Source organism: Streptomyces sp. NBC_00390 (assembly GCF_036057275.1).
Classification (GTDB): Bacteria; Actinomycetota; Actinomycetes; order Streptomycetales; family Streptomycetaceae; genus Streptomyces.
This window is the reverse complement of record NZ_CP107945.1, coordinates 5681136-5705426: the sequence shown is the minus strand read 5'-3', so window position 1 is coordinate 5705426 and position 24291 is coordinate 5681136. Positions and strand designations below refer to the sequence as shown.

Sequence of the window (24291 nt, the reverse complement as noted above, 5' to 3'; positions counted from 1 at the left end):
GCCGGTTACCCCGGAGGCCACTGGAGACCGCGGCCGCCCAGCACATGGGCGTGGGCGTGGAAGACGGTCTGCCCCGCGCCGCTTCCGGTGTTGAACACGATGCGGTAGCCGGTCGCGTCGACCTTGTCCTCGGCGGCGACCTCGGCCGCCTCGCGCAGCACATCGGCGAGCAGCTCGGGTGAGGCGGCGGCAAGCGTGGCGGCGTCCTTGTAGTGGGCCTTGGGGATGACCAGGACGTGCGTCGGGGCCTGGGGGTTGATGTCGCGGAAGGCGACGGTGGTCTCGGTCTCCCGCACGACCGTGGCCGGCACCTCGCCGGAGACGATCTTGCAGAACAGGCAGTCCGCCTGCGGTTCTCCGGCCATGACGCCGATCCTCCTCGGGGTGTGATCGCTTCCGACGGCATCGTATCGGGCATGGCCTTCCCCGGGGGCGTGGCGCTTCCGGCCGGTGCCGCGCCCCCGGGGCAAGGGCTACGGCAGGGCCGGCGGGGTCTTCGCCGGGTTCTCGGCGAGGACCGCGAGGGCCATGCGGACCGCCTCGTCCAGTTGCGGGTCGCGCCCGGCCGCGTGGTCCTGCGGGGCGATCACCACTTCGACGTCCGGGTCGACGCCCCGGTTCTCCACGTCCCAGCCGTAACCCTCCAGCCAGATCGCGTACTTGGGCTGGGTCACCAGCGTGCCGTCGACGAGCCGGTAGCGGCTGTCGATGCCGATCACGCCGCCCCAGGTACGCGTACCCACCACCGGGCCGATGCCCAGCGCCTTGATCGCCGCGTTGACGATGTCGCCGTCCGAGCCGGAGAACTCGTTGGCCACCGCGACCACCGGCCCGCGCGGCGCGTCCAGCGGATAGCTGTGCGGCTGCCGTCCGCGCGGGAGGTCCCAGCCGACGATCCGGCGTGCCAGTTTCTCGACGACCAGCTGCGAGGTGTGGCCGCCGCGGTTCTCCCGTACGTCCACCACCAGTCCCTCCCGCGCGACCTCGACCCGCAGATCGCGGTGGATCTGCGCCCAGCCGGGCGCCTGCATGTCGGGGACGTGCAGATAGCCGAGACGGCCGCCGGACTTCTCGTGGACGTACGCCCGCCGGTCGGCGACCCATGCGTGGTAGCGCAGCGGTTCCTCGTCGGCGAGCGGGACCACGACGGCATGCCGCGGATCGCCGCCGCCCGCCGGGGAGACGGTCAGTTCGACCGGCCGGCCCGCCGCACCGACGAGCAGCGGTCCCGGCCCGGTGACGGGGTCGAGGGGGCGGCCGTCGACGGCGAGCAGCGCGTCGCCCGCGCGCAGGGCCACGCCCGGCGCGGCGAGCGGGGAGTGCGCGCTCGGGTCGGAGGTCTCGGAGGGCAGGATCCGGTCGATGCGCCACAGGCCGTCCTCGCCGCGTGAGAGATCGGCGCCGAGCAGACCCTGCCGGGTGGACCGGTCGCCGTGTCCGCCGCGCGGGGTGACATACGCGTGCGAGGTGCCGAGCTCGCCCTGCACCTCCCAGAGCAGGTCCACCAGATCGTCGTGGGTGGCGACCCGGTCGAGGACCGGGCGGTAGCGCTCCAGCACACCGTCCCAGTCGACACCGCTCAGATCCGCGCGCCAGAAGTTGTCGCGCATCAGCCGCCCGGCCTCGGCGTACATCTGCCGCCACTCGGCGCCCGGGTCGACCGTGGCGCGCACCCGTCCCAGGTCGACGGTGATGTTGGTGTCGCTGCCTTCGTCGCTCGACGCCCGGCGGTCGCTCGGCACGACCTTCAGCTTGCCGTCGGTGCGCAGCAGCACCCGCTTGCCGTCGCCGCTGACCCGGAAGTGATCGGCGTCCGACGAGAGCTCCTCCACGTGCCGTTCGACGAGGTCGTACCGCTCGAGGGCGGTCTTGGGCCACGGGTCGTCGGGGGTGGCCCTGGCCGTACCGAGGACGCCGCTCACTGGGTGGCGCAGCCACAGCAGTCCGTCCCGGGCGGCCCGCAGCGTCGAGTAGTGGGCGGCCTCGACGGGGAATGCCACGATCCGGTCGGCAAGGCCGTCGAGGTCGATCCGGGTCACGGGGACGCCGCCGTTCTCGCCGCCCTGCTGCTGGTCCTTCTCGTCGTCCGCGTCGAAGGCCCGGCCATGGCGCTGCGGACCGAACGGCGACGGTGTGACGGCGGCCAGCGTGATCAGATGCGGCCGGCAGCCGCCGACGAAGGCCAGGTCGAAGACGTGGGTGTCGTAGACCGGGTCGAAGGCCCGCTCGGACAGGAAGGCCAGATGCTTGCCGTCGAGCGTGAACGCGGGCTGGAAGTCGGCGAACCGCAGCGGCGTCGCCTCGGAGACGGTGAGATCGCCGGCGTGGGCGAGTTTGATCTGGCGCAGCGGGTCCGGGCCCGGGTGCGACCAGGCGAGCCAGGCGGAGTCGGGCGAGAAGACGAGCCCGGAGGCGTCGCCGTGGTCGCTGCGGTCGACCTCGCGCACCTCGCCCGACTCCCGCTCGACCAGCAGCACCCGCCCGTCGTGCGAGGCGACGGCGGCACGGCTGCCGTCGGGCGCGACGGCGAGGCCCAGTACGCGGCCGAGACGGCCCGCGGCGAGCCTGCGCGGCGGAGCGCCGGCTGCGGCCCCGGTCGCCGGGGCGAATTCGAGGGCGTCCTCGCCCTCGGCGTCGGTCACCCAGACGACATGCTCCTCGCCGTCCACACGGAAGGTGCGCGGCAGCCGGCCGCGTACGCCGGGCTCGGCGGCGAGCGCGCGTGCGGGCCCCTCGCGGTGGGTGACCCAGTGGATGCCGCCGCGGATCTCCACGGCGCTGCCGCGGCCGGTGTGGTCGGGAGCAGCCGTACCCAGATAGTGCTCGGCCGGCAGGGGCCGGGGGCGCATGTCGATGCGCTGGCCGCCGAGCCGGATGTCCAGGCGGCGCGGCTCGGAGCCGAACAAGTCGTCCAGGAGCCACAGTTCGCCGGCCGAGGCGTAGACGACCCGGGTTCCGTCGGTGGCCGCATGGCGGGCGTAGAAGCCCTCGATGCCGGTGTGGCGGCGCAGATCCGAGCCGTCGGGCCGGGAGGAGTACAGCGCTCCGACGCCTTCGTGGTCGGACAGGAACGCGATCCGGTCCCCGACCCACAGCGGATACTCGATGTTCCCCTCCATGTCCTCATGGAGGCGTACGAATTCGCCGTCGCCGGCCGGGTCGATCCACAACTTGCCTGCTGTGCCGCCTCGGTAGCGCTTCCAGGCGGCGGCCTCGCGGCCCATCGTGGCGGACAGCAGGAGCGTCTGCGGGCCGAACGCCACGGCGCCCACGGGCCCGTACGGCAGGACGGCACCGGGGCCGCCGTCGAGCGGCACGGCACGCGCCCAGGTGCGGCGCAGCGAGGCCTGGCCGTGGGTGGTGAGGGCCAGGACGTGTCCGTCGGGGGTCCAGCCGCGTACGGACGTCTTGTGGCTGCCCCAGTGTGTGAGGCGGTCGGAGGGGCCTCCGTCGAGCGGCGCGGTGTGCACCTCGGGGGCGCCGTCGCGGTACGACGTCCAGGCGATGTGCTCGCCGTCGGCGGAGATTCTCGGATGGTCGACGGGCATGTTGTCGGCGCTGACACGCCACGCCCGGCCGCCGTCGAGCGGTGCGGCCCAGACGTCGTCCTCGGCGGTGAAGGCGATCAACTCACCGTGCAGATGCGGAAACCGGAGGTAGGCAGGGTGCGTCACACGATCACCCTAGGGAGCGCGGCGCCGCCGGGTGACCCGTTCGGATCACTTGGCCGACGATGAGGGGTCCGCCGTGACGGTCACAGTGACGGTCGCGGGCGGGGTGGCGGGCGGCTTCGGGGCCGCGGTCGTGGTGACGGTCGGGCGCGGCACGGTGGTCGGGCGGGGCGTCGTGGTCGGGCGGTGCGTCGTCGTCGGCGTGCGGGTCGCCGCTGCGTCGCAGGCACCGAGCATGGTGGCCTGGAAGGCGATCCTTCCGTCGATCTTCGCGGTCAGATCGCCGCGTACGCACTTTCCCGCGCGTTCGTCGGTCACCTCGCCGGTGATGCGGATGTCGCCGTCGGCGGCCGTCTCACCCCGGCAGTCGACGGCGGCGGACGGGGCGGGTGCGCGGGACGGGGTTCCGGTGGCGCCCGCGGTGGCTCGTGCGCGGCCGCGGATCGTGGCAGTACAGCTGAGCCAGCGCACGTCGATGTCGAGCCGCTCGAAGGTGCTGGTGGCGGTCTTGTCGGTGGTGACGGCCACACCGACCGCCGTGAGTCCGCCGGCCGAGGCGGGCTCACAGGCCGCTCCACCGACAACTGCCAGTCCCGCAAAGGCGATCGCGGCGAGCGGGCGCCGCGCGCATCTCAAGGCCCCCATGGACATCAGAGTGCCATCGCGGCCCCGGCCGGAAAAGAGTGGTTGCGGCCAAGGTTGCCGTCCGCGGTCGGCACGAGCAGGAAGCTGACCGGTACACGCTGGCTCGTCGACGCCGGCACCGCCACCACCCCCGAAGGCTGCCGGACCGTCCTCGCGCTGCGCCGCGAGGGCACGGACGAGCACCTCGAGATCGCGTTCCGCGACCGCCCCGGACGGATCATCTCCGGCGGGCAGGACCCGGTCCGTCAGGACCAGCGGCCCGTGCGCCCCATCAGCAGCGCCGTCGCGGCCGTGCCCGCCGTGGAGGTGCGCAGCACACTGGGCCCCAGCCGGCAGTGCTTGGCGCCCGCCTCCGCGAACGCGGCCAGCTCCTCGGGGGACACGCCGCCCTCCGGGCCGACGACCAGCACGATCGACCCGTCGGCCGGAAGGTCGGCGGTGGCCAGGGGCTCCGCCCCCTCCTCGTGGAGCACCGCCGCAAAGTCCGCCGCCGCCAGAAGCGCCGCCACCTGCTTGGTCGTTGCCGCGTCCGCCACCTCGGGGAAACGGACCCGGCGGGACTGCTTGCCCGCCTCCCGTGCCGTCGAGCGCCACTTGGCAAGGGCCTTCGCGCCCCGGTCGCCACGCCACTGGGTGATACAACGCGACGCCGCCCAGGGCACGATCGCGTCGACGCCCGTCTCCGTCATGGTCTCCACGGCCAGTTCGCCGCGGTCGCCCTTGGGCAGGGCCTGCACGACCGTGATGCGGGGCACGGACTCCGGCTCCTCCTGGACCGAGTCCAGTTGGACGACCAGACGGTCCTTGCCTTCCGTGTCGACCACCACGCATTCGGCCCACCGGCCGTGTCCGTCGGTGAGAACGACGTCCTCGCCTGGGCGCAGCCGCTTCACGGACACGGCATGGCGTCCCTCGGGCCCGTCCAGCACGAAGCGGCCACCGTCGCCCGCAGTGAAATCGTCGACGACGAACACCGGCGCGGTCATCGGGCACCATCCAGCGCCAACGCGGCCCGTGCGGCGTCGACTTCGGCGGCAAGGACCTCCACCAGCCGGCCGGCGGGCAGCTCGCGCGCCAGCCGGTGGCCCTGGCCCGCCCACAGCGCCATGCCCTGCGGATCGCCCGCCTTGGCAGCCTCCTTGCGCAGCCCGCCGGTCAGATGGTGCACCTCGGGATAGGCGGCGGGTGCGTAGGGCCCGTGCTCGCGCATGAAACGGTTCACCAGGCCCCGCGCGGGCCGTCCGGAGAAGGCGCGGGTCAGTTCGGTGCGTACGAACAAGGGGTTGGTCATGGCCTGCTTGTGCAGGGCGTTCGCACCGGACTCGGGGCACACCAGGAACGCGGTCCCCAGCTGACCCGCGCTCGCGCCGCACGCCAGCGCGGCGGCGATCTGGGAGCCGCGCATCAGCCCGCCCGCGGCGATCACCGGCAGCGGCACGGTCTCGCGGACCAGCTCGATCAGGGTGAGCAGCCCGATCCCGGACCCGTCGGCGGCGGGGTCGTCACGGTGTGTTCCCTGGTGACCACCCGCCTCCACCCCCTGGACGCACACCGCCTGGGCGCCTGCCTGGTGCGCGGCCAGCGCCTCGTCGGGCGTGGTGACGGTGACGATCGTGAAGGTGCCCGCCTTGGCGAAGGACTTGAACACATAGGCCGGGGGGCAGCCGAAGGTGAAGGAGACGACCGGGACCGGATCGTCGAGCAGGATGGCCAGCTTGGCCTCGTAGCCGTCGTCGCGTCCGCTGTCGGGATCGCCGAGCGGAGTCTCGTACCAGGTGGCCTCACCGGCGAGCTGCTGCATGTAGACCCCGACGGCGGCGGGGTCGGCGGTGCCGGGCTGCGGCATGAACAGATTGACGCCGAAGGGCCGGCCGGTCAGCCCGCGGAGCTGTGTGACCTCCTGGTACATGCCGTCCGCCGTCTTGTACCCGGCCGCGAGGAAACCGAGGCCTCCGGCCTCGGAGACAGCGGCGGCGAGCTGGGGGCAGGAGGCACCGCCCGCCATCGGGGCCTGCACGATCGGATACCGGCAAAGATCGCTCAGTGCGGAGGACATGAACGCATCGTGCCATGTCCCTGGCGCCCCGCCGAATCCGCTGTTCCGCCGAGCCGGGGACCCTGGAGCGGCGTGGGGCGCCAGGCGCCGAAGCGCCCGGCGCCCCACGTCGCGGGCGGCTCGAGCCGCCCAGGGCCTAACGCCCGTCGAACGCATCCTTCGGACGCGGAAACAGCTTGCCCCGCAGGCTGACCGTGCCGGTCCGGGGACTACCCCCGGACCCCGGCACAACCCCGCCTAACGCCCGTTGAACGCATCCTTCAGACGCGAGAACAGTCCTTGCTGCCCGGGCTGGAACTGCCCCAACGGCCGCTCCTCGCCCCGCAGCTTCGCCAGGTCGCGCAGCAGCCGCTCCTGGTCCGGGTCCAGCTTGGTCGGGGTGGTCACCTCGACGTGCACGATCAGATCACCGCGCCCGCCCCCGCGCAGATGCGTGATGCCGCGGCCGTGCAGCGGGATCGACTGGCCGGACTGCGTACCCGGCCGGATGTCGACCTCCTCCACGCCGTCGAGCGTCTCCAGCGGGCACTTCGTGCCCAGGGCCGCCGCCGTCATCGGGATCGTCACCGTGCAGTGGAGATCGTCGCCGCGCCGCTGGAAGACCGGGTGCGGCAGTTCGTGGATCTCGACGTACAGATCACCAGCGGGGCCGCCGCCGGGGCCGACCTCGCCCTCGCCCGCGAGCTGGATGCGAGTGCCGTTGTCCACACCGGCCGGGATCTTCACGGTCAGGGTGCGCCGCGAGCGGACCCGGCCGTCGCCTGCGCACTCGGGGCACGGGGTCGGCACGACGGTGCCGAAGCCCTGGCACTGCGGGCACGGCCGCGAGGTCATGACCTGGCCCAGGAAGGACCGGGTCACCTGCGAGACCTCACCGCGGCCGCGGCACATGTCACACGTCTGCGCCGAGGTTCCGGGCGCCGCGCCCTCACCGGAGCACGTCGTACAGACGACGGCCGTGTCGACCTGGATGTCCTTGGTGGTGCCGAAGGCCGCTTCGTTGAGCTCGATCTCGAGGCGGATCATGGCGTCCTGGCCGCGACGCGTGCGCGACCGGGGGCCGCGCTGCGACGCCGTACCGAAGAACGCGTCCATGATGTCGGAGAAGTTGCCGAAGCCACCCGCTCCGAAGCCGCCCGCGCCACCGCCGCCGGCCTGCGACAGCGGGTCCCCGCCGAGGTCGTAGACCTGCTTCTTCTGCGGGTCCGACAGCACCTCGTAGGCCGCGTTGATCTCCTTGAAGCGCTCCTGCGTCTTCGGGTCCGGATTCACGTCCGGGTGGAGTTCGCGCGCGAGACGGCGGAAGGCCTTCTTGATCTCGTCCTGAGATGCGTCGCGGCGCACGCCGAGTACGGCGTAGTAGTCCGTGGCCACTTACGACTCCGCCAGGATCTGTCCGACGTAACGTGCCACTGCGCGTACCGCTCCCATCGTTCCGGGGTAGTCCATGCGGGTCGGTCCGACCACGCCGAGTTTGGCAACTGCCTCGTCGCCCGAACCGTAGCCGACAGCGACCACGGACGTGGAGTTGAGACCTTCGTGGGCGTTCTCATGACCGATCCGTACGGTCATGCCCATACCGCCCGACTCCTTGGCCTCGCCGAGCAGCTTGAGCAGCACCACATGCTCCTCGAGCGCCTCGAGCACCGGCCTGATGGTCAGCGGGAAATCGTGTGCGAAGCGGGTCAGATTGGCGGTTCCGCCGATCATGAGCCGCTCCTCGGTCTCCTCGACCAGGGTTTCGAGCAGCGTGGACAGCACCGCGGAGACGGTACCGCGATCCTCGCGCTCGAAGGACTCGGGCAGGTCCTGCACCAGCTGCGGCACATCCGTGAAGCGGCGTCCCACGACCCGGCTGTTGAGCCGGGCGCGCAGATCCGCGAGCGAGATGTCACCGAAGGGCGCAGGGCAGTCGATCATGCGCTGTTCGACCCGTCCGGTGTCCGTGATCAGCACGAGCATCAGACGGGCGGGCGCCAGGGAGAGGAGTTCCACATGCCGGACGGTCGACCGGGTCAGGGAGGGATACTGGACGACGGCGACCTGCCGGGTCAGCTGCGCCAGCAGCCGTACCGTACGGCCCACGACGTCGTCGAGGTCGACCGCTCCGTCCAGGAAGTTCTGGATGGCGCGGCGCTCGGGCGACGACAGCGGCTTGACGCCGGCCAGCCTGTCGACGAAGAGCCGGTACCCCTTGTCGGTGGGGATCCGTCCCGCACTGGTGTGCGGCTGGGCGATGAAGCCCTCTTCCTCCAGCACCGCCATGTCGTTGCGGACGGTGGCCGGGGAGACGCCGAGCTTGTGCCTCTCGGTCAGAGCCTTGGAGCCGACGGGTTCCTCGGTGCCGACATAGTCCTGGACGATGGCGCGCAGGACCTCGAGTCTGCGTTCGCTGAGCATCGCGCGCACCTCCAGCTGTGGTTCCTCGGTGTTTCGCCTGGCACTCGATGAGGGTGAGTGCCAGCATTCCCCCGGCCAGTGTACGGCTGCCGGGTAGCCCCCTAGCAAGGGCGGCCGACCCGCTGTCACAAGACTGCGCTGGTGGATGCGGATAGCGTCGCCGCATGGACGTCACTTGGGAAGACTCCGGCTGGGAACGACTCGGCGACGGAATCGGCCGCCGAAGGATGCCGATCTGGGATGCCACCATCGGTCTGGTCGCCGGTGAGGACGCGATTCTCCTGTACGACACAGGCTCGACGATCCGCGAAGGGGCCGAGCTCCGCATCCAGGCGCAGGCCCTCCTGGGCGGCCGCCGGGTGACGCATATCGCACTGAGCCATCCCCACTTCGACCATGTGCTGGGGACGGCCGCGTTCGCGGGGGCGGAGATCTACGGTGCGGTCGGCGTCGACGCGGTGCTGCGGCGGGACCGCGGCGAACTGCGCAGCAGCGCCGTACGGCACGGGGTGGACCCGGACGCGGCCACGGAGGCCACCGACCTGCTGGTGGCGCCGCAGCATCTGGTGAGCGGGGAGTGGACGCTGGAGCTCGGCGGCCGCCAGGTCCTGCTGGCCAATGTGGGCCCCGGCCACACCGGTCACGATCTTGCACTGCTGGTGCCGGGCAGCCCCGAGGTCGTCTTCTGCGGCGACCTGGTCGAGGAGTCGGGCGAACCGCAGGCGGGCCCGGACGCGATCCCGTCGCGCTGGCCGGCCGCGCTGGACCGGCTGCTGGCGCTCGGCGGCGAGGACGCGGTGTACGTCCCGGGGCACGGTGCGGTGGTGGACGCGGCGTTCGTGCGCCGCCAGCGTGACGCGCTGGCGGAGCGCTTCGGTGTGCAGTAGCGGCGGCCGCACGCGGGGGCCCGCTGCCCGGGCCTGACGCTCCGTCGACCGTCGGCCACCGGCAGAATGCCCCCATGCGCGCGAGGCAGTACGACCCCGACCTGACACCGCCCTGGAAGCGGTCCGGACCCGTTCCCGAGGTTCCCGCCGAACCCGATCTGGTCGTGGAGGAGGTCACCACCGGGTTCTGCGGTGCGGTGATCCGCTGCGAGGCGGGCACGGTCACGCTGGAGGACCGCTTCGGCAAGCACCGGGTCTTCCCGCTGGAACCCCGCGGCTTCCTGCTGGAGGGCACGGTCGTCACCCTGGTCCGCCCTTCCGCGGCGGCCCCGTCGCGGCCCGCCCGTACGGCCTCCGGCTCGATCGCGGTCCCGCAGGCCCGCGCCCGCGTCGCCCGGGCCGGCCGCATCTATGTGGAGGGCCGCCACGACGCGGAACTGGTCGAGCGGGTCTGGGGCGACGACCTGCGGATCGAAGGCGTGGTCGTCGAATACCTGGAGGGCATCGACGACCTCCCGTCGATCGTCGCGGAGTTCGCCCCCGCCGCGGACGCACGCCTGGGCGTTCTGGTCGACCACCTGGTCCCCGGCTCGAAGGAGTCGCGCATCGCGGCCTCGGTGACGGATCCGCACGTGCTGGTCGTGGGTTACCCGTACATCGACGTCTGGGAGGCGGTGAAACCCTCGTCGGTGGGCATCCGCTCCTGGCCGACGGTCCCGCGCGGCCAGGACTGGAAGACGGGCGTGTGCCGCGCCCTGGGCTGGCCGCAGAACACGGGCGCGGCGTGGCAGCACATCCTGTCGCGTGTGCACTCGTACAAGGACCTGGAGCCGGAGCTGCTGGGCCGGGTGGAGGAACTGATCGACTTCGTGACGGCGCCCGAAGGCTCCTAGTCGCGCGGCAGGGTCCGGAACTGGGACGTGTCCAACGTGAGATCCAGCGCGTCGACGGGCAGAGGGTCGCCGAATTTGGCGGTCCGCTCAACCTGGTACCGGGCCGCCTCGCCCGAGCCTGTCGGTTCGGTGAGGAGGACGCAGCGGGCGGCGAAGGGGTCGACGATCAGATAGGCGTCCACCTGTCCGGCCGCATACATCGACGGCTTGAGACGGTAGTCACGGTCAGCGCTGGTCTTGGAGATCACTTCCAGCACCAGCGTGACGGCCGGGGCGGGGACAAGTCGGCCGGGTCCCTCGAAGGCACCGTGCTCGTGGACGACGAGGTCGGGCTGCGGTTCGCTCGACTCGCCCGGGATGGCGATGTCCTGTGTCTGGAGCGGATACCAGCGGTCCAGCGGGATCTGCCGCTCGACGAGCAGAACAACCATGTTGTGGACCCAGTCGGGCCCGGCCATCATCACGATTTCCCCCCGCAGGAGCTCAGCCTTGAACCCCTCGGGAACGCGCAGGTTCTCGTAGAGGTCAGCAATCGATGCAACAGGCCGGTCATCCACAGCGGTCATCTCCGTGGCCCTCCTCGTCCGCCGCATCCATCGCGCAGCAGCCTAGGGACAGCGTAGGCAGGTGAACTGCCTCTCCGCACCGATTCACCCCGTCGAGTGATCAGTCCACCAGGTCCCGCACCACCGCGTCCGCCAGCAGCCGCCCCCGCAGCGTCAGCACAGCCTGCCCCTCCCCGTACGGCGCCGTCTCCAGCAGTCCGTCCCCCAGGGCGCGGTCAGCGGCCTTCCGCCCCGCCGGCCGCAGCAGCGACAGCGGCACACCCTCCCGCAGCCGCAGCTCCAGCAGGATCCGCTCCACCCTGCGGTCCTCCTCCGACAGGACCTCACGTCCTGCCCCCGGCGAGCGCCCTTCCGCCAGCGCCGCCGCATAGGCGCCGGGGTGCTTCACGTTCCACCAGCGCACGCCGCCCACATGGCTGTGCGCGCCGGGCCCCGCGCCCCACCAGTCCGCACCGCGCCAGTACAGCTCGTTGTGCAGACAGCGGCCCGCGTCGGACGTGGCCCAGTTGGAGACCTCGTACCAGTCGTAGCCCGCCTGTCCCAGCACCGAGTCCGCGATGAGGTAGCGGTCCGCGTGGACGTCGTCGTCGGTCATCGGGACCTCGCCGCGCCGGATGCGGCGCGCCAGCTGTGTGCCCTCCTCGACGATCAGCGCGTACGCCGAGACATGGTCCGGCCCGGCGCCGACCGCCGCCTCCAGCGAGGCCCGCCAGTCGTCGTCGCTCTCCCCCGGGGTGCCGTAGATCAGGTCGAGGTTGACGTGGTCGAAGCCGGCCGCACGCGCCTCCGCGACACACGCCTCGGGGCGCCCGGGCGTGTGCGTACGGTCGAGCACCTTCAGCACGTGCTGCCGCGCGCTCTGCATCCCGAACGAGATCCGGTTGAAGCCCCCGGCCCGCAGCTGCGCCAGATACTCCGGAGAGACCGACTCCGGGTTCGCCTCTGTCGTGATCTCCGCGTCGTCCGCGAGCCCGAACTCCTCCCGTACGGCGTCCAGCATCCGTACGAGATCGCCGGCATCCAGCAGCGTCGGCGTACCACCGCCGACGAACACGGTCCGTACCTGCCGGGGGTCGTCGCCCAGCACCTTGCGGGCCAGCCGGATCTCGTCGGACAGGGTGTCGGCGTAGTTGTCCCGGGAGGCGAGCACGCCGCCGGAGCCGCGCAGCTCGGTGGCGGTGTAGGTGTTGAAGTCGCAGTAGCCGCAGCGCGTGGCGCAGTAGGGCACATGCAGGTAGAAGGCGAGCGGCCGGTCCCCGGCGCGATCGAGGGCGGACGCGGGCAGCGCGCCGTCGACGGGCATGGGCTCGCCGTCAGGCAGTACGGAGGGCATGCCCCCCATTGTCCGTCACCGGCCCGGTAGTCCGGTCCGGGCCGGTGACGGACACCACGGACCGGCCCCACCGGGCATGGATCAACGGGTCACCGGGCCTGGAGCACCAGCAGCGCCAGATCGTCCCTGGGCGGTGCCTCCGCGAAGGCGTACACCGCCTCCCTGATCCGTTGCGCCACACCCTGCGCGGGCAGCCCGGTGCACCCGGCGAGCACGGTGGCCAGCCCGTCCTCGTCGTCGAACATCCGCGCCCCCGAGCGCCGCTCCGTCACCCCGTCGGTCACACAGAGGAGGGTGTCGCCGGGTTCCAGGTCGAAGGTCTGGCTCTCGTACGTGACGTCGTCGACGACCCCGAGCAGCATCTGCGGCTCGGCAGCGGCCCGCACGGTCCCGTCGGGGCGCAGCAGCAGCGGGAGCGGATGACCGGCGCTCGCCAGCGTGCAGCGCACGCCACCCGCGGGCGAGGCGACCACCTCGCCGTACAGCAGGGACAGGAAACGGGCCTGCGGCCCCTCCGGCACGCCCTGACCGCCCGCCGAGGCGGCCGCCACCAGTGCGGCGGCGGACTCCGCCGCCTCCGTGGCGTCGTCGAGCAGCAGTCCGTTCAGCCGGTCGAGGACCTGGGCCACCTGGTACCCCTCGCGGGCGAGCAGCCGGAGCCAGGGCCTGGCGAGCCCGGTGACGACGGCGGCCTCGGGGCCGCTGCCCTGGACGTCGCCGAGCACGAAGCACCAGCGCGCGCCGCTCCCGGCGGGAAAGATGTCGTAGAAGTCGCCGCCCACGACCCCGTCGTCGCTCGGCTCGTACACCAGGAACGAGTCGACGCCGGGGATCTGCCCCACCTTGCTGGGCAGCAGCCCGCGCTGGAGGACCTGGCTGATGGTGGCCTGCCGGGTGTACTGGCGGGCGGCGCTGATGGCCAGGGCGACCCGGCGGGCGAAGTCCTCGACGAGCGCGGCCACATCGTCGGGCACGGGGGCGAGCCCCTGGCGCGCGACGAGCAGGCGGCCCAGCGGGCGTCCGCCCGCGACGAGCGGGCACGCCAGCGCGGTGCCGTCGCCTCCGGAGCCGTCCCCGGAGGCGAGCTCCCCGTCGGCGGGCCAGGCGATCGGCACGGGCCCTCCGCGCGCATCACCGGGCAGGGGCGATGGCTGCCGGCCCAGCATCTCCCGCAGCTCCTCGCTGCGGGACTCGTCGCTGTGCCAGACCCGGACCGCCCGCGGTGCTGTGCCCGTACCGCCCTTGCCCGCCGTGTGCTGCCCGCTCTCGCCGTCCAGCCAGACCGCGCACCAGTCGGCGAGGCGCGGCACCAGAAGCTGGCCGGCCAGGGCCACGACCATGTCCTCGTCCAGTTGTCCGGCGAGCAGATCGGAGGCTTCGGCGAGGAACGACAGGGCCCCACGGCCGTCCCAGTCGCGTTCGTCACCCGCGGCGGGCCCGGGATGCGGGCTCCCGGTACGCCGGTGGCTGACCGGCTCGGCGACGGCGAGCGACCGGGTGTCCCAGCCGTCGACGGGCACCCGGGCCCAGACGGTCTTCTGCGCGGCGTGGTACGTGATGCCCCAGCGCTCGGCGAGTGCCCCGACGAGGTGCAGGCCACGCCCGTAGTCGGGGGTGCCCGACTGATCGGCGCTGTGCGGTTCGCTGTGCACCGCCCGGGCCGGGTGATGGTCGCAGACCTCGACCACGACAGCCGCGGGCGCCTGCACCGTCGACTCCTCGAACCGGCAGAGCAGCTCGGCGCCGGTGCCCGCGTGGACCACGGCGTTGGTGACGAGCTCGTCGACGACCAGCACCACGTCGTCGACGAACCGGTCGGTGCTGTGCCCGCCGGGAGGGCAGCCGTCACCGCCCTGACACAGCGCGCACACCCCGAGCAGGCCGAGCCCGGCCCAGTCGCCGAGCACGCCGCGCGCGAACCGGCGCGCGGCGGACGGCGTGACAAGCGTGCCCGGCAGAGTGATCCGGGCGACCGGACACACGCCGACTCCCGCCGTGTACACGAGCGTGGAGCGTGTGCCGGTGTCTCGCTGCATCGGAAGGGACCCCATGTGCGGCTCCTGGTCGGTGCTGGCAATGCGCCGCTTGATGACACCGACAGAGTGACAGAATGCGCCCGCACATAAGCGCCAAGTCACCGAACTGGGTGGGGTCCCGTCCCCTTCAAGGCTGATTTGCGCAGGGCGTCACGCCTCGCGGGAGCCCTCGTACATCTCCTCGATCAGGTTCTTGTACTCGCGCTCGACGACGGGGCGCTTCAGCTTGAGGCTGGGCGTCAGCTCGCCGTGCTCGATGTCCAGATCGCGCGGCAGCAGCCGGAACTTCTTGATGGTCTGCCAGCGCTGCAGGTTCTCGTTGAGGCGCTTCACATAGCCCTCGATGAGCTGCTCGGTCTGCGGCGCGGCCACCACCTCGGCGTAGGACTTGCCGTCCAGGCCGTTGTCCTTGGCCCAGCCGAGGATGGCCGCCTCGTCGAGGGCGATCAGCGCGGTGCAGAAGTTCCGGTCCGCTCCGTGCACCAGGATGTTGGAGACGAACGGACACACGGCCTTGAACTGGCCCTCGACCTCGGCGGGCGCGATGTACTTGCCGCCGGAGGTCTTGATCAGGTCCTTCTTGCGGTCGGTGATCCGCAGATAGCCGTCCGCGGAGAGCTCGCCGATGTCGCCGGTGTGGAACCAGCCGTCCGGCTCCAGGACCTCGGCGGTCTTCTCGGGCTGGTTGTGGTAGCCGTCCATGATGCCGGGGCCGCGCAGCAGGATCTCGCCGTCGTCCGCGATCCGCACCTCGCAGCCGGGCACCGGCTTGCCGACCGTACCGGTGCGGTAGGCCTCGCCCGGGTTGACGAAGGAGGCGGCGCTGGACTCGGTGAGGCCGTAGCCCTCCAGGATGTGGATCCCGGCACCGGCGAAGAAGAAGCCGATCTCGGGGGCGAGCGCCGCCGAGCCGGAGACCGCGGCGCGCAGCCGGCCGCCGAACGCCTCGCGCAGCTTGGAGTAGACGAGCGCATCGGCGATCTTGTGCTTGGTGCTCAGACCGAACGGCGCGGTGGCCGTGCCGGTGCGGCGGTAGTTGTCCTGCGTGACTTTGGCGTACTCACGGGCGACCCCGGCCGCCCACTGGAAGATCTTGTACTTGGCGCCGCCGCCGGCCCGCGCCTTGGCCGCGACTCCGTTGTAGACCTTCTCGAAGATCCGCGGGACGGCCGCCATGTAGGTCGGCTGCACGACCGGGAGGTTCTCGATGATCTTGTCGACCCGGCCGTCGACGGCGGTGACGTGGCCGACCTCGATCTGGCCGGACGTCAGCACCTTGCCGAAGACGTGCGCCAGCGGCAGCCACAGGTACTGGACGTCGTCCTTGCCGATCAGACCGGTCGCGGTCATGGCCTTGGCCATGTACGACCAGTTGTCGTGCGGCAGGCGCACGCCCTTGGGCCGGCCGGTGGTGCCGGAGGTGTAGATGAGGGTCGCCAGCTGGTCGGAGGTGATGGCGCCGACCCGCTCCTTGACGGCCTGCGGGTGCTTCTCGAGGTACTGCGCGCCGCGCGCCTCGAGCTCGGCGAGCGTGAGAACCCATCCCTCCGGGTCGGCGGCGTCCGCCTCCACCCCGGCCGGGTCGATGACCACGACGTGGTGGAGCGCGGGCAGCTCGGACCGGCGCTCACGCGCCTTGGCCAGCTGGGCGGCGTCCTCGGCGATGAGCACGCGGCTGTCGGAGTCGGAGAGGATGAACGCCGACTCCTCGGCATTGGTCGAGGGGTAGATCGTGGTGGTGGCGCCGCCCGCGCACATCACACCGAGGTCGGCGAGGAGCCACTCGACCCGGGTGGAGCAGGCGAGCGCGACCCGCTCCTCGGGCCGCACCCCGAGGTCGATCAGCCCGGCGGCAATGGCGTAGACCCGCTCGGCGGCCTCGCCCCAGCTCAGGGACTTCCAGTCATCGGGACCTGACCCCGAGGCGGGCGGCACGGGGTAGCGGTAGGCCTCGCCGTCCGGCGTGGCCGCCACGCGCTCGGCGAACAGGACCGCGACGGACGGCGGTCGGTTCTCGATCAGGGTCTGGGTATCGCTCACGACGTCCTCCGGGCCTGCGGCAGCACTGCACGACTGGCTGGTTCTTTAACTGGCGAGTAACCATCGAGCCGTGCTCAGGGTAGAGCGCGCGCGACCAGCGCGTAAGAGCCTGCGGGCTGCCGCTTCATAACGAACGGAGTGCAGGTCGGCTCTCCTGAGCAGTCATTCGGTGTATGCCACATGTAACGAATGGCATATCCACAGATGGCCGAGAAGCGCCCATCCGGGGACCGGACGGGCGCTTCTCGGCACGAGTGCGGCCGGCGAAGGCGGCGGACGGCGCACTCCGCGCAGGCCGGACGGCAACCGCCCCACGGACCGCTCGCCGCCGCCGCACTACTTCTTGCTCTTGCCGCCCTCGTCGCTGGACAGCACCGCGATGAAGGCCTCCTGAGGCACCTCCACGCTGCCGACCATCTTCATCCGCTTCTTGCCTTCCTTCTGCTTCTCCAGCAGCTTCCGCTTACGGGAGATGTCACCGCCGTAGCACTTGGCAAGCACGTCCTTGCGGATGGCGCGGATCGTCTCCCGGGCGATGACCCTGGAGCCGATGGCGGCCTGGATCGGCACCTCGAACGCCTGCCGCGGGATCAGCTCGCGCAGCTTGGCGACGAGCCGCACTCCGTATGCGTACGCAGCGTCCTTGTGGGTGATGGCGGAGAAGGCGTCGACCTTGTCGCCGTGCAGCAGGATGTCGACCTTGACCAGACTGGACGCCTGCTCGCCGGTGGGCTCGTAGTCGAGCGAGGCGTAACCGCGCGTCTTGGACTTCAGCTGGTCGAAGAAGTCGAAGACGATCTCCGCGAGCGGCAGGGTGTAGCGGATCTCCACCCGGTCCTCGGAGAGGTAGTCCATGCCGAGCAGCGTGCCGCGGCGGGTCTGGCAGAGCTCCATGATCGAGCCGATGAACTCGCTCGGCGCCAGGATGGTGGCCCGTACGACCGGCTCGTACACCTCGGAGATCTTGCCCTCGGGGAATTCACTCGGGTTGGTGACCGTGTGCTCGGTGCCGTCCTCCATGAGGACGCGGTAGACCACGTTCGGCGCGGTGGCGATCAGGTCGAGGCCGAACTCGCGCTCCAGCCGCTCCCGGATCACGTCAAGGTGCAGCAGACCGAGGAAGCCGACGCGGAAGCCGAAGCCGAGGGCCGCGGAGGTCTCCGGCTCGTAGACCAGGGCGGCGTCGTTGAGCTGCAGCTTGTCGAGCGCGTCACGCAGCTCGGGGTAGTCCGAGCCGTCCAGCGGATACAGGCCGGAGAACACCATCGGCTTGGGGTCCTTGTAGCCGCCGAGTGCCTCCGTGGCGCCCTTGTGCAAGGTGGTGATGGTGTCACCGACCTTGGACTGGCGGACGTCCTTCACACCGGTGATCAGGTAGCCGACCTCACCGACGCCGAGGCCGTCGGCCGGCAGCATCTCCGGGGAGTTGGTGCCGATCTCCAGCAGCTCGTGGGTGGCGCCCGTGGACATCATCCGAATGCGCTCGCGCTTGTTGAGCTGGCCGTCGATGACGCGTACATAGGTGACGACACCGCGGTACGAGTCGTAGACCGAGTCGAAGATCATCGCGCGGGCGGGGGCGTCGGCCACACCGACCGGGGCCGGGACGTCCTTGACCACGCGGTCGAGCAGGGCCTCGACGCCGACGCCGGTCTTGGCGGAGACGCGCAGCACGTCGTCCGGGTCGCAGCCGACCAGGTTCGCCAGCTCCTCGGCGAACTTCTCCGGCTGGGCGGCAGGCAGGTCGATCTTGTTGAGGACCGGGACGATGGTGAGGTCGTTCTCCATCGCCAGGTAGAGGTTGGCGAGGGTCTGCGCCTCGATGCCCTGGGCGGCGTCGACGAGCAGGACGGTTCCCTCGCACGCGGCCAGGGAGCGGGAGACCTCGTAGGTGAAGTCGACGTGCCCGGGGGTGTCGATCATGTTGAGGATATGGGTCTTCCCATGGCCCTCACCCTGGGTGGGCGCCCACGGCAGTCGGACCGCCTGGGACTTGATCGTGATGCCGCGCTCGCGCTCGATGTCCATCCGGTCGAGGTACTGAGCACGCATCTGCCGCTGCTCGACCACACCGGTCAGCTGCAGCATCCGGTCGGCAAGGGTCGACTTGCCGTGGTCGATATGCGCGATGATGCAGAAATTGCGGATCAGAGCCGGGTCGGTACGGCTCGGCTCGGGCACATGAGGAGGAGTCGCGGGCACGCAGGGTCCTGATTCTTCGGCAGATGCCGGGTCGGGTGAGGCTCGGCTGGGGTCGATGTCGCTATCGATACGTGGTCCATCGTCCCACGCGTACGGGACTGTGCCCGGTTTGGGCCGTCCGACCAGCGGCTGGTAGCCTGGGCAGCTGTGTCTCGTGCCCTCCCTGAGGGCGTCTCGTACCCGGAGGGTTGCGGGGGAGGGACACGACATCAAAGTTCATCGAACCTGAGAAGGCTCTTTCGTGGCGAACATCAAGTCCCAGATCAAGCGGAACAAGACGAACGAGAAGGCGCGCCTGCGCAACAAGGCCGTCAAGTCCTCGCTCAAGACCGCGATCCGCAAGGCCCGCGAGGCCGTCGTCGCCGGCGACGTCGAGAAGGCCACCGTGGCCGTCCGTGAGGCGTCCCGCAAGCTCGACAAGGCTGTCTCGAAGGGTGTCATCCACAAGAACGCCGCCGCCAACAAGAAGTCGGCGCTGGCTGCCAAGGTTGGCTCCCTGCAGGGCTGAGCTCGTGACTGACCGCCGTTAGGGATCAAGCGGGCCCTCTCATCCGCTCCCGACCGGCACCCCTCGCGCCGCACGCGGCCTGCGTTCGCCACGCGGGTGCGGCGCACCAATTGTGAACAAAGGCCCCGGCCGCCGTCCTTCCCCAGGACCGCGGGCCGGGGCCTTTGTCGTGCGTGACTCCGGGGCCCGGTGCCACGGGGCGATGCCGTACGTGCGGCACCGGGACCAGGCGGGACCGTACGCCTCCGTTCCGTACAGGCATGCCTGTACGGAACCCGACGGGACCGGACACGCTCACACGGAAGCCCCACGGGGCCGGGCACGCCCGTACGGAATCGCGCCGCGTCAGCGGCGGCCGGAACGGGCCGCGCGGGCGATCGCCACAACCGCCCGCTCCAGCGCGTACTCCGGGTCGTCGCCGCCGCCCTTGACGCCGGCGTCCGCCTCGGCCACCGCTCGGAGCGCCGCCGCGACTCCGTCGGGCGTCCAGCCCCGCATCTGCTGGCGCACCCGGTCGATCTTCCAGGGCGGCATGCCCAGTTCACGGGCGAGATCGGCGGGCCGGCCGCCGCGGGCCGAGGACAGCTTGCCGATCGCCCTCACGCCCTGGGCCAGCGCGCTGGTGATCAGCACCGGGGCGACCCCGGTCGACAGCGACCAGCGCAGCGCCTCCAGAGCCTCGGCCGCACGGCCCTCCACCGCCCGGTCGGCCACATTGAAGCTGGAGGCCTCGGCCCGGCCGGTGTAGTACCGCCCGACGATCGCCTCGTCGATGGTGCCCTCGACATCGGCGGTCAGCTGGGAGACCGCGCTCGCGAGCTCCCGCAGATCGCTGCCGATCGAGTCGACCAGCGCCTGGCACGCTTCGGGGGTCGCGGACCTGCCGAGCGCACGGAACTCCGAGCGGACGAACGTGAGCCGCTCCGCGGGCTTGGTGGTCTTGGGGCAGGCGACCTCGCGCGCCCCGGCCTTGCGGGCCGCGTCCAGCAGGCCTTTGCCCTTCGCGCCGCCGGGGTGCAGCAGCACCAGGGTGATCTCCTCGACCGGAGCGCCGAGATACGCCTTGACGTCCTTGATCGTGTCGGCGGAGAGATCCTGCGCATTGCGCACGATCACGACCTTGCGCTCGGCGAACAGCGAAGGGCTGGTCAGCTCTGCCAGGGTGCCGGGCTGGAGCTGGTCGGCGGTGAGGTCGCGTACGTCCGTGTCGGCGTCAGCGGCCCGGGCGGCCGCCACCACCTGCTGCACGGCACGGTCGAGGAGCAGGTCCTCCTGGCCCACGGCGAGTGTGACGGGGGCGAGCGGTTCGTCGGTCGAATTCTTCCTGGTGGCCATCGCCGACAAGCATCCCATGCGCCGCCGACAGCGCCGGGGGACCCGTCAGTGGGCTTCGCGCCAGCCGTCCCAGTCGGCGACGAACTCGTCCAGCGCCGCCGCGTCCAGCGTGCCGTCCGGGTCCTCGACGACCACCAGCCACTGGACGTCCTCGGCGTCGTCCTCACCGGCCAGGGCGTCCCGTACCAACTGGGGCTCGTCGTTCACGCCGAACCGGTCGCCGATGGCCTCGACGACCTCCTCAGCGGCGTCGCGGTCGGGCAGCACCAGCACATGTCTCACATCGTCCACCGCAGTATTGTGCCGCCTCCGGCGGGCTCCGGTTTCCCCTTGCGCCGCTGCTCAGTCGTGGGACGGCCGGACCTCGGGGACGCGGTCCAGGCTCAGCCCGAAGTGGTGCCGGTACGCGGCCAGCACCTCGGCGTCGTCCGCGAACGTACGCTCCTCCCGCTCACCGTCCACAGTGGTGACCAGCTTGCGGCCGGAGAGCGTGACACGGCCTTCCTCGGTGAGCCTGGAGCACACGAGGGACTGCGTGAAGTGGGAGGCGGGCGAGGTGCGGTGGTACCAGGCACCGGCCTCGAAGTCGGCCAGCTCGCGCGGGCGCCGATCGAGCCGGAACTGCGGTTTGCCGTCCCTCAGTACGTCGAGATCCCCGTCGGGCGCCTGTGCGATCCGGAACGTCCCCGCCGGATCGCGCTGTTCGCCCCGCTCCTCGAGTGCGAGCGGGTGGTGGCTGTGGTCGCCGAATCCGACATCGGCCAGCCAGGGACCGGTGCCGTCGGCGGTCTCGACGCGGAGGGTCATGTGGTCGTACGGGATCCCCAGCCGCCCGCCCGGTCCGAAGACCCGGGCCTGCAGCAGCGTCACCCGGAAGCCGAGGTCGCGCAGCAACGCGGCGAACGCGCCGTTGAGTTCGTAGCAGAACCCTCCGCGTCGGGCCCGGACGACCTTGTCGAGCAGCGGCTTCTCCTCGATGACGAGGTTCTCACCGAGGTGGATCGAGAGGTTCTCGAACGGCACGGTGAGCAGATGCCGCAGTTGCAGCTCGCGCAGGGCCGCAGCATCCGTCCGCTCGGGCCGGGCGGCTCCGATACGGCGAAGATAGGCGTCGACGGTCTCCGCCGACGGCACGGACGGCCGTTGCTCCCGCTCATCTGCCTGTGGGGACGGTGTTTCCATGGGGTCCATCCTCGTCGGCGGCCCGCTGCCGCGCCATGCGCTCATGGGCCGAGACACCGCGCACCCTGGTCCTAGGCCGATCGACGGAGGCCTGCCCGCCCGTGGTCGGACGCGCCGGACGGGGCCTGCTGCCTAGCGTGTGGGTATGACGACTCGGGAGCCGGCACGCAGCCGGGAGCAGCGCAAGCAGGACACCCTCGCCCGGCTGACGGAGGACCACGACGCCTGGGTGGCCACGGCGTCGCCTGACGGCGAACCGACTCTCATGCCTCTGTCGTTCCTGTGGGACCGCGGCACCCTGGTGATGTGCACCCGCCGCACCAACCCGACCGCGCGGAACATCACGCCCCGGGGCCAAGTCGCACTCACCGTGGGCCCCACCCGCGATGTGGTGCACATCGAAGGACACGCCGAGATCGTCGAGACCTCCGAACTGGAGCAGGAGTCCGCCGACGCCTTCGCGGCGAAGCTGAACTGGGACCCGAGGGACGGGCAGGCGTGGGTCTTCTTCCGGATCACCCCTCATGTGGTGAAGGCCTGGCGCGAGGTGAACGAACAGGAGAACCGGCTTCTCATGCGCGACGGTCGCTGGCTGGACTGACCTCCGTCCCGGGGTCCGGCGCGGCCGGCGGAGAGTCGGCCGCGGGGCTGTGTGCCGGCGCGCCCGGGAGCGTGCGGATGCGCGGCACGGGCGAGGGCAGCAGCCAGACGACCGAGAGCACGGCCCCGGCCGTGGCTATCCACAGGGTCGGACGCAGTCCGATCGCGGTGCCGAGGGCACCCGCGGTCATTGCTCCGAGCGGGCGGAAGCCGTGGTTCAGCGTGCGGCAGGCGCCCAGGACCCGTGAGCGTATGGCCTCCGGGATCATTGCCAGTTGGAGTGAGGAGGCCGCGATGTCGGTCAGCATCACGCCTGCGCAGGAGAGGAACTCGCCCGCGACAAGCATGCCGACGACCAGCGGCCGCGGCCCCTGGGCCAGGGGTATCAGCAGCAGCGGCAGGGTGAATCCGGCGAAGCCGGCCACGATGGACGGGCCGATCCCGAACCGGCCGACAACCCTGGTGGTGCAGACGGCGCCGAGCAGTCCGCCGACGGCTCCGGCTCCGAGTACGGCCCCCAGAACGCCCGGGCTCAGGCCCAGTTCGGTTGTGGCGTACAGGACGAAGAGCGTGTGGAACATGAAGTTGAAGAACTGGACGGTGCCGGAAGCCGCGGTCACGGCACGCATTGATCGGTCCTTGAGCATCCAGCGCATGCCTTCGGTGAACTGGCCCTTGCCGGGTGGGGCGGGCACCGGTTCCTCGGTCCGGATGCGTGCGAGGCAGCCCGCCGAGGCCAGGTAGGTGAGCCCGTCGACGAGCAGCGCGACCGGCGCCGTGAGCGTCTGCACCAGCAGCCCCCCGATACTCGGTCCGGTCAGCCAGGACAGTGAACGGCTGCCGTTGAGCAGGGAGTTGCCCTGCACGAAGCGCTCGGCGGGGAGCAGGGCCACGAACAGGGTGGCGTGGCAGACTTCGAAAAGGACCGTCAGCGCGCCGACGCCGAAGGCGACGACATAGAGCTGGACGAGGCTGAGCGCGTCCAGGGCGTAGGCGACGGGGAGCGAGACCAGGAGCGCGGCCCGGGCCAGATCGGTGGCGATCATGATGCGCCGGCGGTCCGGCCGGCGATCGGCCCAGCTGCCCGCGGGGATGTTCAGCAGCAGGGCGGGCAGCAGTTCGGCGGTCTTGAGCCAGCCCATCTCGGCGGCACCGGCACCGAGGACCAGCACGGCGGTGAGCGGAACGGCGATCAGCGAGATCTGGTCGCCGATCAGCGAAGCGGTCTGGCCGGCCCAGAAGCGGCGGAAGGCGGTCTCGCGCAGCAGGAGCGGGACACGTGCCGACAGCCCGCCCTTCATGAGCGCTGCGTGGATTCGCGCCGGACGAAGGCGATCCTCAGGAACTCGACGGGCCGGGACTCCTCAGGACGGAGCGAGGCATCGTTGTTCCGGTCCTCGTAGGGGGCGAGCACGGCGTTCATCTCATGGCGCACGCGCACCAGTTCCTCGGGGGTGAGGTAGAGCATGGTGTCGCCGAAGGACTCGGCCTCCTGCCATTGCGCGGAAAGGAGATGGCGGCTCTCCATGGCTTTGGTCATGCGTTCGAAGTACAGCTCCGCGACCGCTGTGCCGAGCGCGGTGGCCGCCTCCGTGACGGCCGGGTCGTCGGAGTGGTCGGGCCACTCGGTGTAGGTGGCCGTCGCCCGCCACGGCTTCTCCCTGCCCTGGCCGCCCCCGGCCTCCTCGACGAGTCCGTACTTGGCCAGCATGCGCAGGTGGTACGAGCAGCTGGCCACGGACTCGCCGGTCAGCTCCGCCGCCGTGGTGGCGGTGAACGGCCCCTGGTGGCGCAGCAGTCCGACCAGCCGCATCCGGGTCGGATGGGCGTAGGCGCGCAGGGCGCGGGGGTCGGTGAGGGTGATGGTGCGGCGAGATGGCTCCATGGGCACTCCAGCGTCCGGCATGCTTGTAAAGCTATCTTTAGAAAGCTTCCCT

At 71.3% G+C, this 24291-nt stretch carries 21 protein-coding genes; 4 read left to right on the top strand and 17 right to left on the bottom strand.

The genetic code is table 11. From position 1 onward, the window contains the following. Window positions 1–5: 5 nt before the first annotated feature. The 7 genes from OHS70_RS25045 to hrcA form a co-directional block, all read right to left on the bottom strand. The gene (locus tag OHS70_RS25045) at window positions 6–365 is read right to left on the bottom strand and encodes a histidine triad nucleotide-binding protein (protein ID WP_328400731.1); all 360 of its coding nucleotides are present in this window, start codon (window positions 363–365) and stop codon (window positions 6–8) included. 108 nt (window positions 366–473) lie between these two features. Beyond that, window positions 474–3674: a S41 family peptidase gene (locus tag OHS70_RS25040; RefSeq protein WP_328400729.1), complete on the bottom strand. Its 3201-nt coding sequence runs from the start codon at window positions 3672–3674 to the stop codon at window positions 474–476. A gap of 45 nt (window positions 3675–3719) precedes the next feature. Then, entirely contained in the window at window positions 3720–4316 is a 597-nt protein-coding gene (locus OHS70_RS25035; protein WP_328400727.1) for a hypothetical protein, read from the bottom strand. 245 nt (window positions 4317–4561) lie between these two features. Further along, window positions 4562–5302, bottom strand: coding sequence for a 16S rRNA (uracil(1498)-N(3))-methyltransferase (locus OHS70_RS25030; RefSeq protein ID WP_328400725.1), 741 nt, complete (start codon window positions 5300–5302; stop codon window positions 4562–4564). Further along, entirely contained in the window at window positions 5299–6372 is a 1074-nt protein-coding gene (locus OHS70_RS25025) for a nitronate monooxygenase (RefSeq protein ID WP_328400723.1), read from the bottom strand. Before OHS70_RS25025 ends, OHS70_RS25030 begins: the two co-directional genes overlap by 4 nt. A gap of 237 nt (window positions 6373–6609) precedes the next feature. Further along, on the bottom strand, window positions 6610–7746 hold the full coding sequence (gene dnaJ / locus OHS70_RS25020; RefSeq protein ID WP_328400721.1) for a molecular chaperone DnaJ: 1137 nt from the start codon (window positions 7744–7746) through the stop codon (window positions 6610–6612). Further along, the gene (gene hrcA / locus OHS70_RS25015; protein ID WP_328400719.1) at window positions 7747–8772 is read right to left on the bottom strand and encodes a heat-inducible transcriptional repressor HrcA; all 1026 of its coding nucleotides are present in this window, start codon (window positions 8770–8772) and stop codon (window positions 7747–7749) included. 164 nt (window positions 8773–8936) lie between these two features. Between hrcA and OHS70_RS25010 the strand changes: the two genes are divergently transcribed. Both OHS70_RS25010 and OHS70_RS25005 read left to right on the top strand, forming a co-directional pair. Then, window positions 8937–9659 carry an MBL fold metallo-hydrolase gene (locus tag OHS70_RS25010; RefSeq protein WP_328400717.1) on the top strand — a complete coding sequence of 241 codons (723 nt, stop codon included), beginning with the start codon at window positions 8937–8939 and terminating at the stop codon, window positions 9657–9659. Between the two features lie 74 nt (window positions 9660–9733). Continuing rightward, window positions 9734–10552, top strand: coding sequence for a DUF3097 domain-containing protein (locus tag OHS70_RS25005; RefSeq protein WP_328400715.1), 819 nt, complete (start codon window positions 9734–9736; stop codon window positions 10550–10552). On the opposite strand, the gene OHS70_RS25000 is transcribed toward OHS70_RS25005, so the two are convergent. The 5 genes from OHS70_RS25000 to lepA all read right to left on the bottom strand — a co-directional run bounded on the left by OHS70_RS25000 (window position 10549) and on the right by lepA (window position 18729). After that, window positions 10549–11118: a Uma2 family endonuclease gene (locus tag OHS70_RS25000; RefSeq protein ID WP_328400713.1), complete on the bottom strand. Its 570-nt coding sequence runs from the start codon at window positions 11116–11118 to the stop codon at window positions 10549–10551. The two genes, OHS70_RS25005 and OHS70_RS25000, sit on opposite strands and share 4 nt — an antisense overlap. 100 nt (window positions 11119–11218) lie before the next feature. Further along, entirely contained in the window at window positions 11219–12460 is a 1242-nt protein-coding gene (gene hemW, locus OHS70_RS24995) for a radical SAM family heme chaperone HemW (RefSeq protein ID WP_328400710.1), read from the bottom strand. A gap of 80 nt (window positions 12461–12540) precedes the next feature. After that, on the bottom strand, window positions 12541–14502 hold the full coding sequence (locus OHS70_RS24990; protein WP_443062652.1) for a SpoIIE family protein phosphatase: 1962 nt from the start codon (window positions 14500–14502) through the stop codon (window positions 12541–12543). 135 nt (window positions 14503–14637) lie between these two features. Continuing rightward, the gene (locus tag OHS70_RS24985) at window positions 14638–16527 is read right to left on the bottom strand and encodes an AMP-dependent synthetase/ligase (protein ID WP_328400708.1); all 1890 of its coding nucleotides are present in this window, start codon (window positions 16525–16527) and stop codon (window positions 14638–14640) included. A 336-nt stretch (window positions 16528–16863) separates the two neighbouring features. Beyond that, a complete protein-coding gene (gene lepA, locus OHS70_RS24980; protein ID WP_328400706.1) occupies window positions 16864–18729 on the bottom strand; it encodes a translation elongation factor 4 in 1866 nt (621 codons plus the stop codon). Between the two features lie 241 nt (window positions 18730–18970). Here lepA and rpsT point away from each other — a divergent pair, with 241 nt between their 5' ends. Beyond that, on the top strand, window positions 18971–19237 hold the full coding sequence (gene rpsT, locus OHS70_RS24975) for a 30S ribosomal protein S20 (RefSeq protein WP_328400704.1): 267 nt from the start codon (window positions 18971–18973) through the stop codon (window positions 19235–19237). A 345-nt stretch (window positions 19238–19582) separates the two neighbouring features. Here rpsT and holA read toward each other — a convergent pair whose 3' ends face one another. The 3 genes from holA to OHS70_RS24960 are packed head-to-tail and all read right to left on the bottom strand — an operon-like array spanning window position 19583 to window position 21754. Further along, window positions 19583–20572: a DNA polymerase III subunit delta gene (gene holA / locus OHS70_RS24970; RefSeq protein WP_328400702.1), complete on the bottom strand. Its 990-nt coding sequence runs from the start codon at window positions 20570–20572 to the stop codon at window positions 19583–19585. Window positions 20573–20617: 45 nt separating this feature from the next. Further along, a complete protein-coding gene (locus tag OHS70_RS24965; protein WP_328400700.1) occupies window positions 20618–20863 on the bottom strand; it encodes a hypothetical protein in 246 nt (81 codons plus the stop codon). Window positions 20864–20914: 51 nt separating this feature from the next. Beyond that, window positions 20915–21754, bottom strand: coding sequence for an arylamine N-acetyltransferase family protein (locus tag OHS70_RS24960; RefSeq protein ID WP_328400698.1), 840 nt, complete (start codon window positions 21752–21754; stop codon window positions 20915–20917). Window positions 21755–21899: 145 nt separating this feature from the next. On the opposite strand from OHS70_RS24960, the gene OHS70_RS24955 reads away from it, so the two are divergent. After that, window positions 21900–22355 carry a pyridoxamine 5'-phosphate oxidase family protein gene (locus OHS70_RS24955; RefSeq protein ID WP_328400696.1) on the top strand — a complete coding sequence of 152 codons (456 nt, stop codon included), beginning with the start codon at window positions 21900–21902 and terminating at the stop codon, window positions 22353–22355. Here OHS70_RS24955 and OHS70_RS24950 read toward each other — a convergent pair. Together OHS70_RS24950 and OHS70_RS24945 are read right to left on the bottom strand one after the other, a co-directional pair. Continuing rightward, on the bottom strand, window positions 22327–23655 hold the full coding sequence (locus OHS70_RS24950; protein ID WP_328400694.1) for an MFS transporter: 1329 nt from the start codon (window positions 23653–23655) through the stop codon (window positions 22327–22329). The two genes, OHS70_RS24955 and OHS70_RS24950, sit on opposite strands and share 29 nt — an antisense overlap. Continuing rightward, window positions 23652–24239, bottom strand: coding sequence for a helix-turn-helix domain-containing protein (locus OHS70_RS24945; protein ID WP_328400692.1), 588 nt, complete (start codon window positions 24237–24239; stop codon window positions 23652–23654). Before OHS70_RS24945 ends, OHS70_RS24950 begins: the two co-directional genes overlap by 4 nt. Window positions 24240–24291 lie beyond the last annotated feature (52 nt).